This is a genomic window from Chloroflexota bacterium (genome assembly GCA_026706485.1).
In the GTDB taxonomy this organism is placed as follows: Bacteria; Chloroflexota; UBA11872; order UBA11872; family UBA11872; genus JAJECS01.
In genome coordinates this window covers 19,682-32,550 of the sequence record JAPOYR010000004.1, presented here as the reverse complement: position 1 = coordinate 32,550, position 12,869 = coordinate 19,682, and the positions used below count along the sequence as shown (strand labels likewise).

Sequence of the window (12,869 nt, the reverse complement as noted above, 5' to 3'; positions counted from 1 at the left end):
CGCCAGAGTCGACGCCAACGGTCGCTCGACGAGCCCCGCCAGTCTACGGGCGTCCGCCGCCCGCAACAATCCTACCCGGCTCACGACCCGCCGCCCGGCACGTTGAGCTCCTGCCCGACGAAGATGTTGTTGGGGTCCGGGATGTCGTTGGCGGCAATCAACTCTTCAACCGTCACGCCCAGCGCCACGGCAATGGTGCTCAGCGTTTCGCCGGGCTGCACGATATACGTCGCCGGGAGCTCGGCCTCGGCGGGCACTTCCGCGTCCGGGGGCAGGAGCAGCACCTGCCCAATCGGCAGATTGTCGGGGTCCGGGATGTTGTTGAGCTCCAGAATCGCGCCCATGCTCACGCCGTAGAAGCCGGCGATTACCGACAGGTACTCCCCCGGCCGGACCGTATGCGTCTTGGGCGTGGGCGTGGGCGGCGCGGTTGGTGTGGGCGTGGGCGCTATCGTCGGCGTGGGCGTGGGTGAGATCACCACCACCGGCACGGCCGTCGGCACCGGCGTCTCGGGAATCGGCGGCGCGGTGACCATGGACCCGGCATTCGTCTGCGCGGCCGGCGCCCCGGCGGCGGCGAGCTGGTAGGAGTCTTCCTGCCACGCCAGGATGCGCCAGGCAATGAGCACGGCCGCGGCCAGCAGCGCCACGCGCAAGAGGCGAATCCAATGCCGGTCCAGCGGCGCCAGCGCGTCCGGGCCGGAAACCTTCACCCATTCGACGTCGGGAGGCGGCGCAGGTTCTTGCGACATCAGCTACCAGCCAACCGCAACGTAGAGGTCGTTGACGTTCGTGTGCGTGGGCCCCGTTTCAATCAGGTCGCCGGCGGCCGACAAGAACGCGTGCGAGTCGTTGTCGTCCAGGGCGCGGGCGGCATCGATGCCCGCGGCGCGCGCGCGCGCCACCGTCCCGCCGTCGACCAGGCCGCCGGCGGCGCTCGTCGGGCCGTCGGTCCCGTCGGTCGCCAGCGCCATCACCGCCGCGCCCGTCGTCCCCTCCAAGGCGATGGCCGCCGCCAGGGCCATCTCCTGGTTGCGGCCGCCCGTGCCCTCGCCGCGCACGGTCACCGTGGTCTCGCCGCCGAACACCACGCATCCCGGCCGGTTCACCGGCCGCCCGTGGCGGGCGATGTCCCGGGCCGTCCCCGCCAGTGTCAGCGCGAATTCCCGGGCTTCCCCTTCCACCGCCGACGTGACGTGCAGCGCGTCGAAGCCTCTCTCGCGCGCCGCCTGCACAGCCGCCTGCGCCGCCAGCGCGTTGTCGGCGATGATCACGTTGCGCACGCCCGCGAGCCGGGCGTCGCCGGGCTTGGGACTCTCCACTTCCCGTCCCGCCGCGCCGCGCTGGAGATGCTCGCGGATCGGCGCGGGCGCGGTCTCGCGCAAACCGTGGGTGTCCAGCTCCCGTAGCGCGTCGGCATAGGTCGTCGGGTCCGGCACCGTTGGCCCCGAGGCAATCACGTCCAGCGGATTGTCCACGACGTCGCTCAGGATCAGCGCCACCACTCGCGCCGGGTGCGCCGCCGCCGCCAGCCGCCCGCCGTGAATCACCGAGAGATGCTTGCGCACCGCGTTGATGGCATTGATTGTCGCGCCGCTGCGCAGCAGCTGGTCGGTGAGCTGCTGCAGCGCCTCGAGCGATACGCCCGGCGCCGCCGCGGGCGTGAGGCACGACCCGCCGCCCGAGATGCAGCACAGCAGGACGTCGCGCGGGCCGGCTTGCTGCGCCAATGCCAGCAGGCGACCCGCCGCGCGCTCACCCCGCTCGTCGGGATAGGGGTGGGACGCCTCCACGATCTCGACGGTGGCCGTCGGCGCCCCGTGGCCGTCCTTGACGATGACGAGCCCGCCGCCGACGCGGTCGCCCAGTTGCGCTTCGAGGGCCACCGCCATTCGGGCGCTCGCCTTACCCGCGCCCAAGATCACGACGCGGTCGATTCCCGCCCACGGCAGGGCCGTGTCGCCGACGTGCAGCGCCTCGGCGTCGGCGCGCACCATGGCCGTCACCGCCGCTGCCGGGTCCACGGCGGCAATCCCCGCGCGCCCGATCTCCACTAGCTGCGCGCGCAGCTTCGAATCCAGCGTCCGGCCCCCGGTAAATGCGCGGTGCGGTCGAGTGTACGCATCCACGCGCCGCCGGCTCCCTCTCCCAATGGGAGAGGGTCGGGGTGAGGGGAAAGCCGGCAAGCGGCCATGGCGCGGACGGCCTACCGTGCCGCACCCCACCGCCCTCGGGAAATGGTCAAGGGCCGTAACATTACTCAAGGTCCTTGAAACCCGCGCGCCCGCGCAGGCAACGGAATCCGACCGATGGGCGATTGTCGGTACTGCGGAGAGCCGGCGGGCTTCTTGCGCCGCCAGCACGGGGCCTGCGCCAAAAAGAACGCCCGCGCCGCGGCGGCCATCCGCGATCTGTGCGTCCAGGCGGCGCTGCGCGGCGACGATTTTGAAACTCTGCCCGCCAGGATTCGCGAGACTGCCGACGACGGCTTCATCACCATGTCCGACGCCGACCTGGCGGACACGCTGGCCGATGCCTGGGGCGACGCCGTCGAAGCCGCCATGGAAGACCACGTGCTCACCGGCCGGGAACGGCGCGGGTTGACCCGCTATCGCGACCAGTTCAGCCTCAGTCCCAGCCGGCTCGACCGGCGAGGCCATTACGACCTCTTCCGCAAGCTGGCGCTGCTCGACGTCATCGGCGAGCACGGCGTCATCCCCCGCTACGACCGCCGCGCGGCGCGGGCGGCGTTTGGCCGCGTGCCCTTCAATCTGATGAAGAGCGAAGCCTTGATCTGGCTGTTCGACGACGTGGGGTACCTGCGGCAGGTCACGCGCCGAGAATTCCGCGGCCAGTCCATGGGCGTGAGCGTCCGGGTGGCCAAGGGCGTCTATGTGCGTCCGGGCGCCTTCCGGGGCCGCCCCATCGAGAAAACCGAGATGGAGCGCACCGGCCACGGAATCCTGGGAATCACCACCAAGCACATCTACTTCAAGGGCGGCGACAAGAGCTTTCGCGTTCGGCTGGAGCGGATCGTCTCGTTCGAGCCTTACACGGATGGGCTGGGCATCATGCGGGACACGGCCCGCGCCGTGCCCGAGGCCTTCACCATGGACGGGGTCGACGCCTGGTTTGCCATCAACCTCATCGATGCGGTGCTGGACCTCGAGGACGTGACGCTGCCCAAGCGCGACTCACCGACGCTGGACGACATCGTGGACGCGGGACCCGACGACGACGCGGGCCTCTTCATCGCCGGCGCGGGCGCGTCGTTCTAGCGCAGTCGACCGCCGGTCACGCGGGCAACGCGCAGTACGCCAGCCCGATGAGCCCCGGCCCGACGTGCGCCCCCATCACCGGCGTAAAGCCCGTCACAAAGAGGTCGTCGGGCCGAATGATGCGCTGCACGTGCGCCGCCAGCTCGTGTGCCTCCGCTTCGTCCGAGCCGTGGTGCACCGTGATGCCGACATACGTCGCGCGCTGCGCCTCTTTTGACACGTGGTGCACCAGGCCCCGCACCGCCCGCGCGCGCGACCCGAAGCGCGCCCGCACGCCGATCGTGCTGTCCCCGAAGCGCAGCACGAAGGTCGACGGCAGGGCGTCCGCCACGCGCGCCACGATTCCGGGAACCCGTCCGCCGCGGGCGAGGTAGGACAGCGAATCGAGCACCGCGACGATCGCGCTGTGCGCCGCCGCCCGCTCCGCCGTCTCCACCACCTCGGTCGCCGCCGCGCCCCCGGCCGCCGCGCGCGCGGCCAGCAACGCGGGGAAGCCCGCCGCCATGCCGGCGCCGCCGGCTTCGACGATATGGACGGGCAGCCGGTCGGCGATGCGCCCCGCCGCGAGGTGGGCCGCCTCGGCCATTGTCGAGATGGGTCGCGGCAGACACACGCATACCGCCGCGCGAGCCCAGGCCGCCGCGTCCTCCAGCACGCCCTCGTATTCGCCCGGCGCCATCGTGCTCGTCGTGGGCAGCTCGGGGTCGGTGGTCAGGCGCTGCCAGAACTCCGCTTGCGAGATGTCGACGCCGTCGCGCAGCTCCTGCCCATGCCACACCAAAACCATGGGCGCCACGCCGATGCGCAACCGTTCGACCTCGTCGGGCGGCAGGCAGGCACTGGAGTCGGTGACGACCGCGACCGGTCGCCGGAAGTCAGGGCTCGTCACGATCGAGGAGGAAGCGGCGGGCCATCAGCCGGGCCAGGCCCACGTCCTCTTCGGTCCGCACTTTGCGATACCCGACCAAGCGGCCCACCACCACCACTCCCACGATCACCCAGGCCGTGACACCGATGGTCAGCGACTGACCGGTGAGGGACAGCAGCACCGCCGTGGCAAAAAACCCCACCAGGGCGCCGGGCGCCGAGTCGCGGAGCAGGGCCCGTCCCAGCACCAGGCCGGCAAACGCCAGGCACATCTGCCAGGCCCCCAGCGCCGCCAGCAGCGCGCCGGCCGGACCTATGCCCCGCCCCCCACGCCAGCGCAGGGTGATGGGCCAGATGTGCCCGCCCACGGCCGCCACGCCCGCGGCGGCGGACACCTCATAGCTCTCGAATCGTTGCGCGACCGCAACCACCAGCACGGGTTTGAGCGCATCCAGAAATCCAGCCGCCGCGCCCGGCACCGGTCCCAACCGCTCGATGGCGGCGGACCCGCTCACGCCCCCCGCCCCTTCGTCCAGCAAATCGTGGCCGCGCAGGCGGGCAGCCAGATACGCGATCGGAATCGATCCGATCAGGTAGCCCATCAAAACGAGCCAGAAAGCGGTCATGGCACCTGCTTACGCCGAGGCGTCGACGCCGCACCGGCAGGCTCGGAGTCTAGCAGTGTCCGCACTGTGGCCCCTTGCCGCCGGGACGGCAGCCAAGCTCGTTCGGTGGCCGCCCAGCAGGTTCCGACCATCGCCGCGCCTCCCCGCCGCGGGTGTAGGGGCGCCCCGTGTGGGCGCCCGCTCCGGCCGCAGCCGCGGGAGGCCGGTCCCCAGGGTGCTTGGGCGGGGGGCCTCCTCGGCCGGCCCCTTCCTCTCTCCGCGCCGCGGGAGAGGGTCGGGGCGAGGGCGAGCCTCCGGCACCCGTTCCCATATCCGATGATGTCTCCCGCAAACCGTCGCGCCCCGCCGCCATGCCTCTCCCCGACCCTGCCGACCACGAACCCATCCAGGGGCCGCGCCTGCGCTTGCGGCCAATCACGCCCGACGACCTTCCGGACCTGCTGCGCTGGCTCGGCGATCCGGAGGTCATGGCCTTCTACGGCCGCCCGCCGTCGAGCCTCGTCGAGGCCCGCGGCGAGTTTCTCGAACCCTCCAACTTGCCCTGCTGGCGATTCATCATCGAGGCCGACGGCCGCGCCGTCGGCGAAATCCAGTACGGCTACTGGTATGCCGATGTCACGTGGTCTGCCGGGATCGACATCTTCATCGGCGAGCCGGATGCCCGAGATCGCGGCCTCGGCACCGAGGCCATTCGCACCTTGCTGCAGTACCTATTCGAGACGAAGCGTATGCGCCGGGTGGCGATCGACCCCGAGCCGTCCAACCACCGCGCCATCCGCGCCTACGAAAAGGCCGGCTTCCGCTTCGACGGCGTCATCCGCCGCCACGCGAAGGTCGACGACCGCTGGGCCGACGCCGCCTTCATGACCATCCTGGACGAGGAGTGGCCCGCAGCCAAGGCCCGTTGGCAAGCGCCCGACGATTCCGCGTGAAATCTTGCCGCTCAGCCTGTTACAACTAATGAGCCGGCCATTTCGGGAGCCGCCCCATGCCGACGCACACCTATAGCTGCCGCCAGATCGTGGGCGGCGTGGCCGAGGGTCCGGCGCTGGTGGCCGACACGCGCATCTCGTTTTGGGGCGGTTTCGACCCCGCGTCGGGCGAGATCGTCGAGGTCGGCAACCCCTTCGAGGGCGTCAACATCGCCGGCAAGGTGCTCGTCTTCCGCTCCACCAAGGGCAGCTCCGGCACCTCGCTCATGCTGCGGCTGGCCAAGATGGCCGGCCACGCGCCGCTGGCCTTCATCAACACCGAGCTCGACGAGTTGAGCACGCTGGCCTGCGTCGCACTCGGCCTGCCATTGGTCACCGACCTCGACGTGGACCCCTTCGCCGCCATGCAGACCGGCGACATCGTGCGCGTGGACGCCGACCGCGGGGTGATCGAGGTGTCCACCGACCGGCCCGCGGCGCCACGGCGCGAAGCGGTGTCGAACGCCCCGGCCCGCACCACCATCGACCTGACCCCCGACCAGCAGGCCATGCTGGACGGCGCTCGCGGCGACTCGCGCGCCGAGCACCTGCGCCTGCTGGTGGAGTGGGGCGAAGCCGTCGGCGCCGAGCGCCTCATCGAAGTGGACAACGTGCTGCCGGGCGGACTGTTCGTCCCCAACCGCACGCTGGGCGAGCTCCCCTTCGAGCTCATCGAGGGCTACATCAACTACACCAAGGGCTGCCTGATCGACGACGTCGGGGGCGTCACCGCCACGGCGCACGCTAGCTTCATGGATCTGGAGCGCCTGGAGCAGTTCCAGCCCGACTTGCGGCAGGTTCCCGCCCAGCGCGAGCTGCTGGACCTCGGGCGTAAAGCCGGCGTCTCGATGACCTGGACCTGCGCGCCCTATCTCGTTGGCAACGTGCCCCTCAGCGGCCAGGTCTGCGCCTGGACCGAGTCGCACGCCGTGGTGTTCGTGAACTCCTTCCTCGCCGCGCGCACCACGCGCAACGGCAACGAGAGCGCGGCCGCCGCCATGGCCACTGGCTTCGTGCCCGAGTTCGGCGTGCTGCGGTCCGAGGGCCGCGGCGCGGACTTCGTCATCGAGGTCGACGTCGAGCTCACGTCGGACGCCGACTGGGGCTGCCTGGGCTACTTCGCCGGCAAGGTCGGCGGGCTCCGCATTCCGGCGTTCACCGGCCTGCCGTCGCCGCGGATCGAGTCGGCCCGCCAACTGTGCGCCGCGCTGGCCACGTCCGGCGGCGCCCCCATGCTGCACCTCGTCGGCGTCACGCCCGAGGCGCCCACGCTGGAAACCGCGCTGCAGGGTCGCGAGCCCGACGAGACGCTGGCCTTCGGCGCGGACGAGTTGGCCGCGGTCTACGACACCCTCACCACGGCCACCGCCGACGAGGTCGACCTGGTCTACTTCGGCTGCCCCCACGCGACCTTGCAGGAGGTGGTGGAGTTGGCCAAGGAGCTCCGCGGCAAAACGGTGCGCGACGGCGTGACGCTGCTGGTGTCCATGTCCTACGCCATCGAGGCGCAGGCGCGCCGCCTCGGCTACGCCGAGGAGATCGAAGCCGCCGGCGGCCGGGTGATGACCGACAGCTGCCCCAGCAATGCCCTTTGGCGCGAGTCGACGCGCATGGCCACCCCGGCCGTCAAGACCGGCTCCTACGCCCCCAACCTGCTGCAGTGCGAGGTGATCCTGGCCCCGATGCCCGAGTGCGTGCGCATCGCCGAAACTGGCCGCCGGTCCCGCTCGGCTGCCGCCCTCGTCTAGTTTCAGGCGCCAAGCGTTCTCCGTGACTGCTCGCGCCCCCCGGCGTCGGCCGCCGAACCGCGACGCCCCGGTCGTGTTGTTCGACCTCGACGAGACCCTCATGCCCGAAGAGCCCGTGGCCATGCGCTGCATCGTGGACACGGCGCGTCCAGCCGCCGACCTGCATGGAATCGACGCCAGGGACCTTGCCACCGCCCTGCGCGAAGAGGCTCGCAAGATCTGGCACACCTCTCCATTCCATGGGTTCTGCAACCGCGTGGGCATCAGCTCGTGGGAAGCGCTGTGGTCCGAGTTTCCCGGCGATGGCGCTGAGCTGGCGTACTTGCGGTCGTGGCGGGGGGCTTACCGGCTCGGCTCGTGGCAAGCGGCGCTGGAACGGTTTGGCATTGACAACCAGCGCCTCGCCCAGCAGCTGGCCGACGCCTTCCCGCCCTTGCGCGCGCAGACCCACCCGACGTTTGCGGATGCCGTGCCCTGCCTCGAGCGACTCTCTCGCGAGTGCCGCATCGCCGTCGTGACCAATGGGGTCCGCGACAACCAGTTGCGCAAGCTCGCCGGGGCCGGAGTCGACGACCTGCCGGAGCGAATCTTCGTCTCGAGCGACTTTGGCGCCGGCAAGCCGTCGCCGGCGTTCTTTGGCCACGTGTTGCACACGCTCAGCGTGGCGCCATCCGCGTGCGTGTTCGTGGGCGACAGCGTGACGAACGACATTATCGGCGCCAGCACCTGCGGCATCGCGACCATTTGGGTCAACCGCGATGGGCGAACCGATCCCCGCACCGCCGTCGCGCGCCAGGAAGTCGGTAACCTGCGCGACGTGGATATCGGCCTGATCCGCCGGCTGCTCCGAGACTTCTGAACTCGACCCCGCCTCGCTTCCGGCCCCTTCCCCCAAGCCGGGGGAAAGGTTGGGCTGGCGCTCAGCGCCGGCCAGCGGCAGACCACGCCGAGCCCGCTGCAATTTGCTTGCTGTGGCACAATAGTTACTGCTGTGACTTGGCGCGCTGGCTCGCGCCATATACATTGCCTACCCCTCATGGGAATCGCTGAAGCCGTCCGTCAGCTCCGCGAGCAGCGACGGTTGTCGAAGGCTGAGCTCGCTGCGCGCTGCGGGCTCGCACCCTCATATCTTTCGCGGCTCGAGAGCGGCGACTACAAGAGTCCAACCGTCGCCACGCTGGTAGCTATTGCCGGCGGGCTGGACGTGGATCCGCGCGAGCTCTTGGTGCTGGCGGGCTATGTGCCGGAGGACCTGGCTCGCACGCGGCGCCACCTGGCGGAAGAATCGATTGCCCGAGTCGCCGAGTCCGCCATTCGCTCGATCTCGCAGACCGTCAGCGCCTCCCTCAGTCCGGGCGCCATCGACGCCGTCAACGGCACGCTGAATGTGGATTCCGCATTACTTGCCGAACGCCTGCGTGACTATCGGCGCACGCAGGGGCTGAACCTGCGCGAGGCGGCCCGCCGCGCCGGCGTGCGCCCCTCCCAGGTGAGCGCCCTGGAAGCCGGCAAGCGCCCCGCCGGCGCCCCCGACGTGGTCGCCGTGCTCCGCGACGGCTACGGCATGAGCGAGCCACAGGTCGACGACCTCCTATTCGAGGTCAGCCTCAGCCACTATCTCGCCGACGATCTCGTGCTGTCGGCCGAGTCGCGCCGCATGACGCTGGAGTTCGTGCGCCTCGCCCGCCTCCGCGACCGCCAGAGCCGCCAAGACCAAGCCCACCGCACCTAGCAATCACCGGCCGGGCCTGTTCCCGAGCACGGGGATTTGCATAGTCCTCCGCCACTCCGGCGCACGCCGGAATCCAGGACCCCACCGCCTGCGCCCCCGTTCGTGGTTCGACAGAGCCTGTCCTGAGCCTGCCGAAGGGCTCACCACGAACGGATCCCGCCGTGTCAATCCGAGCGCAGCGAGGAATCTCCGCCTCACGACCCCGCACGCGGCATCCCGGGCGTGACCCCTCTGTCATTCCGGCGGCGAGCCGGCCCCGTTCTCGATTCGGAGATGCGGGTCGCCAACTACCGGCCCGGGCGCAACGGTCCGGCCAGCCCTACGTCCCGGCGACCGCCGGCACCACCGCGATTGCCGTCGTCGCGTCGCTGGACAGGCCGCCGGCCGTGGTGAAGGAGGTCCACGAGCTTCCGTCGAACACCCCCACCCCGCCGTCCGTCGCCACCCACACGCGCCCGTCGGCCGTTTCCGCCAGTGCGTGGGCGCCGTCGGCCGGCAGAGCCGAGTTTCCCGTCGTGTAGGTGGTGACCACCCCGTCGACGACGCGGCTCACGCCGCTCGCGGTCGCGACCCACACGTCGCCGTTCGAGGCGACGAGCAGGTCCCGCACTTCCTCGCTCCCAAGCCCTTCGCTCGTCCCCAGCTGGACCCACGTGACGAGGTTGGCCGAGTGCACCACGCCCTCGTTGAGCAATCCCAGCCAGAGGCGCCCGCCGCTGTCGACGGCTACCGACGTGATGTTGTCCCGGATCACCTCGGGAATCATCGCGCGGGTGATGAAGCGCGGCCACGTATCCGTCCGCTGGTCGTAGAGGGCCGCGCCCTGGCGAGTGGCGAACCACACCCGCCCGAGGCTCTCATCCACTACGAAGATGTCGCGCACGTCGAGATCCGGCAGCTCCGAGTTGTCCGGCCGCTTCCGGTCCCACGCCGCCGTCCCCGCCAGAATGCTCACGCCCTGATCCGGGTGCCCCATATAGAGCACGTTGCTCGCGCGGCCCCCGGCAATGGCCTGCACGTCGTTCGACCCCAGGCCCCGGTTGGTGGAATCCAGCGTGTAGACAACCCCCTTGCCATCCCGCCCGATCCTGCTCGCGCCCACCGGCGTTCCGACCCAGATCTGACCGTCGCCGTCCACGTGCAGCGCCTGGATTTGGTTATCCACGAGGTCCGTGTCCTCAGCCTTGATGCTGTGCCATGCGCCGTCGTAGACCGCCAGCCCCGCGTCCGTCGTGCCCACCACCACCAGCTCATTGGTGAGGCTCGGCGTGGTCGCCGCCGGCGTGGCGGCGGGAGTCGTGGTTCCCGGCGTGACAGCCCCGGCGGTGGGCGTTGGCGGTGGGGGCGGGGTCAGGTCGACGACTTCAACCTGGTACTCCGCGCCGTCGGTGAGCGGCGCCACCGCGTTGAAAGCCGAGATTCCCTGCCAAGTGTCATTGGGATAGAGGCGGTTGCGCAGATCGTCGCCCAGCAGCCGCAGCCGCACGCCGGCTCCCGGGTGATGCTCCAGGACCGCCGCCTGGAAATACTGCCGGATGAATCCGGTCGTAGCCGCGGGGATGTGCAGCGTGCCGGGCCGGTTCGTATCGATCCGCGCCTCCGTCTTGGGAAAGCCAAAGGCGTCCACGCCGCCGTAGGTCCGGAAGAAGTTCAGAAACCCTGTCCACACCCCACCCACCGAGAAGTTGGAGACCTTGTGTCCCCACGGTCCGTGCTCCTCGCCTGAGTTGTTGTTGCTGGTCCCGGGCTCCACGCCCATGTCCACGCTGCCGGCAATGCCGCCGCCGAAGTAGTCCCAGGCCAGCCGCCGTTCCATCACATAGATGCCGCCGAGATCGGTCCGCGGATGGAAGTCCACCACGCCCCGCTGGTAGTACTGGGTCAGCGCGCCGGTTTCCTCCTGGAACACCTCGGAGGTCGGCAACCCCCACCGCGTCAAACCGCCGCTGGAGTCATAGAAGGCCGCAAAGTCGGCGGTAAGCGTTTGCCCGGCGATCGTCACCTCGAGCCGGGGAATGTTGTGGCTCAGCGCCGGGTTCGCCGCGTCCGTCGTCCGCACCGAGCTGACCACCCGCACCGAGTCGAACCCCGTCGCGGACTGCGCCAGCAACCCGACCGGACCCACGACTCCGAGAGCCAGCAATGCCGCAAGCAGCAGGGTTCCGCCCAGTCGCATCGGGGTGCTCAGGCTCGCCGGTCGCCCCGCGTGAGGCCCCGGCGCCGAAATCGCGACTCGCCTGACCTGTTCCTGAATCGCTCGCCCGCCTGGTGACAGCACCTTCAGTATAGGCAGCGCCGCCCGAGCGTGCCGCGTGACGAAAGGTTCACGCGAGCCATCGGGGCCCGCCGCCTGCGCGCCGCACTTCGCAGCGCGACGCGCCCCGCGAGCGACGACTATCGCCCGACCAATCGCGCCAGCTCAGGGGCGCGATTGGTCTGCTCCCAGGGGATGTCGTCCAAATCGTCGCGGCCGAAGTGGCCGTACGCCGCGACCTGGCGGTAGAGCGGACGGCGCAGGTCGAGGTCGCGGATGATCGCGCCCGGCCGCAGGTCGAACGTGTCACGGATGGCCGCCTCGATGCGATCGTCGGACACGGTGCCCGTACCGTAAGTCTCAATATTCAGCGACAGCGGCTCGGCCTTGCCGATCACATAGGCCGCCTGCACCTCGAAGCGCGTCGCCAGCCCGGCGGCGACCACGTTCTTCGCGATCCACCGCAGCGCGTAGTTCGCCGAGCGGTCGACTTTCGTCGGGTCCTTGCCGGAGAAAGCGCCGCCCCCGTGGCGCGCCATGCCGCCGTAGGTGTCCACGATGATCTTGCGTCCGGTAAGACCCGCGTCGCCCATCGGCCCGCCCACCACGAAGCGTCCGGTGCCATTGACGATGATGCCGGTGTCGGCGTCGAGCAGGTCGGCGGGGATCGCCTCGCGGATCACGGATTCCTCGATGGCGCGCTCGATGGCGTCGTTGCCGATGTCGGGATCGTGCTGGGCCGCGATGACCACGCTGTCGACCCGCGCGGGCCGCCCGTGGCGGTATTCCACGGTGATCTGCGACTTGCCGTCGGGCCGCAGCCAGGCCAGTGTGCCGTCCTTGCGCACCTGGGCCAGCCGCCGCGCGGCGCGATGCGCCAGCGCAATAGGCGCCGGCATCAGTTCCGGAGTCTCATCGCAGGCGAAGCCATACATCATTCCCTGGTCGCCCGCGCCCAGTGCCTCGATGTCGTCGTAGTCGCCGTCGAGGGCCCGCACCTCCAGCGCCTCGTCCACGCCTTGCTTGATGTCGGCCGACTGCTCATTCAGAGCCACCGTCACGCCGCAGGTCTCGCCGTCGAAGCCAAACTCGGAGGCCGTATAGCCGATCTCGCGCACGGTGTCGCGGACGACGCGGCGCACGTCGACGGGGGCCTTCGAAGTGATCTCGCCGAGCACCAGCACCAGGCCCGTAGTTGTGGCCGCCTCGCACGCCACCCGGCTTTCGGGATCGGCGGCCAGGAACGCGTCGAGCACAGCGTCCGACACCTGGTCGCAGAGCTTGTCCGGATGGCCCTCGGTCACCGACTCCGACGTGAACAGCAGGCGCGGCGCCTGCATGAACGTATTGCTCAAGCTGCTCTCTCCCAATTGCGGGGCGCCGCCCGTCGCGG

General features: G+C 70.2%; 11 protein-coding genes. 5 read left to right on the top strand and 6 right to left on the bottom strand.

What is annotated here, in order from left to right; all coding sequences use genetic code 11:
• Nucleotides 1-80 precede the first annotated feature (80 nt).
• Complete coding sequence (locus OXG79_02745) at nt 81-752, bottom strand: LysM domain-containing protein (protein ID MCY3782685.1); 672 nt, start codon at nt 750-752, stop codon at nt 81-83.
• 3 nt (nt 753-755) lie between these two features.
• Nucleotides 756-2,129, bottom strand: a complete 1,374-nt coding sequence (locus OXG79_02740) for a glycerate kinase (GenBank protein MCY3782684.1) — start codon at nt 2,127-2,129, stop codon at nt 756-758.
• 180 nt (nt 2,130-2,309) lie between these two features.
• Here OXG79_02740 and OXG79_02735 point away from each other — a divergent pair, with 180 nt between their 5' ends.
• On the top strand, nt 2,310-3,278 hold the full coding sequence (locus OXG79_02735) for a hypothetical protein (GenBank protein ID MCY3782683.1): 969 nt from the start codon (nt 2,310-2,312) through the stop codon (nt 3,276-3,278).
• Between the two features lie 16 nt (nt 3,279-3,294).
• On the opposite strand, the gene OXG79_02730 is transcribed toward OXG79_02735, so the two are convergent.
• On the bottom strand, nt 3,295-4,167 hold the full coding sequence (locus tag OXG79_02730) for a DegV family EDD domain-containing protein (GenBank protein MCY3782682.1): 873 nt from the start codon (nt 4,165-4,167) through the stop codon (nt 3,295-3,297).
• On the bottom strand, nt 4,154-4,771 hold the full coding sequence (locus tag OXG79_02725) for a glycerol-3-phosphate acyltransferase (protein MCY3782681.1): 618 nt from the start codon (nt 4,769-4,771) through the stop codon (nt 4,154-4,156). The genes OXG79_02730 and OXG79_02725 overlap by 14 nt, the downstream gene beginning before the upstream one ends.
• Before the next feature lie 350 nt (nt 4,772-5,121).
• Between OXG79_02725 and OXG79_02720 the strand changes: the two genes are divergently transcribed.
• The 4 genes from OXG79_02720 (at nt 5,122) to OXG79_02705 (ending at nt 9,222) form a co-directional block, all read left to right on the top strand.
• Nucleotides 5,122-5,703 carry a GNAT family protein gene (locus OXG79_02720; protein MCY3782680.1) on the top strand — a complete coding sequence of 194 codons (582 nt, stop codon included), beginning with the start codon at nt 5,122-5,124 and terminating at the stop codon, nt 5,701-5,703.
• Nucleotides 5,704-5,759: 56 nt separating this feature from the next.
• The gene (locus tag OXG79_02715) at nt 5,760-7,490 is read left to right on the top strand and encodes an aconitase X (protein ID MCY3782679.1); all 1,731 of its coding nucleotides are present in this window, start codon (nt 5,760-5,762) and stop codon (nt 7,488-7,490) included.
• Between the two features lie 22 nt (nt 7,491-7,512).
• Nucleotides 7,513-8,349 (top strand): HAD family hydrolase, encoded by an 837-nt coding sequence (locus OXG79_02710; GenBank protein MCY3782678.1) that lies wholly within the window; start codon nt 7,513-7,515, stop codon nt 8,347-8,349.
• 177 nt (nt 8,350-8,526) lie between these two features.
• On the top strand, nt 8,527-9,222 hold the full coding sequence (locus tag OXG79_02705) for a helix-turn-helix transcriptional regulator (protein ID MCY3782677.1): 696 nt from the start codon (nt 8,527-8,529) through the stop codon (nt 9,220-9,222).
• Nucleotides 9,223-9,541: 319 nt separating this feature from the next.
• Here the strand turns inward: OXG79_02705 and OXG79_02700 are convergent, their stop codons facing one another.
• Both OXG79_02700 and metK read right to left on the bottom strand, forming a co-directional pair.
• On the bottom strand, nt 9,542-11,398 hold the full coding sequence (locus OXG79_02700; protein MCY3782676.1) for a hypothetical protein: 1,857 nt from the start codon (nt 11,396-11,398) through the stop codon (nt 9,542-9,544).
• A gap of 218 nt (nt 11,399-11,616) precedes the next feature.
• The gene (metK, locus tag OXG79_02695) at nt 11,617-12,831 is read right to left on the bottom strand and encodes a methionine adenosyltransferase (protein ID MCY3782675.1); all 1,215 of its coding nucleotides are present in this window, start codon (nt 12,829-12,831) and stop codon (nt 11,617-11,619) included.
• Nucleotides 12,832-12,869 lie beyond the last annotated feature (38 nt).

What these genes read in the sequence shown, in the direction of transcription:
- OXG79_02700 (MCY3782676.1), bottom strand. Translation starts at nt 11,398, where the DNA reads ATGCGACTGGGCGGAACCCTGCTGCTTGCGGCATTGCTGGCTCTCGGA.
- OXG79_02705 (MCY3782677.1), top strand. Translation starts at nt 8,527, where the DNA reads ATGGGAATCGCTGAAGCCGTCCGTCAGCTCCGCGAGCAGCGACGGTTG.
- OXG79_02745 (MCY3782685.1), bottom strand. Translation starts at nt 752, where the DNA reads ATGTCGCAAGAACCTGCGCCGCCTCCCGACGTCGAATGGGTGAAGGTT.
- OXG79_02735 (MCY3782683.1), top strand. Translation starts at nt 2,310, where the DNA reads ATGGGCGATTGTCGGTACTGCGGAGAGCCGGCGGGCTTCTTGCGCCGC.
- OXG79_02725 (MCY3782681.1), bottom strand. Translation starts at nt 4,771, where the DNA reads ATGACCGCTTTCTGGCTCGTTTTGATGGGCTACCTGATCGGATCGATT.
- OXG79_02715 (MCY3782679.1), top strand. Translation starts at nt 5,760, where the DNA reads ATGCCGACGCACACCTATAGCTGCCGCCAGATCGTGGGCGGCGTGGCC.
- OXG79_02720 (MCY3782680.1), top strand. Translation starts at nt 5,122, where the DNA reads ATGCCTCTCCCCGACCCTGCCGACCACGAACCCATCCAGGGGCCGCGC.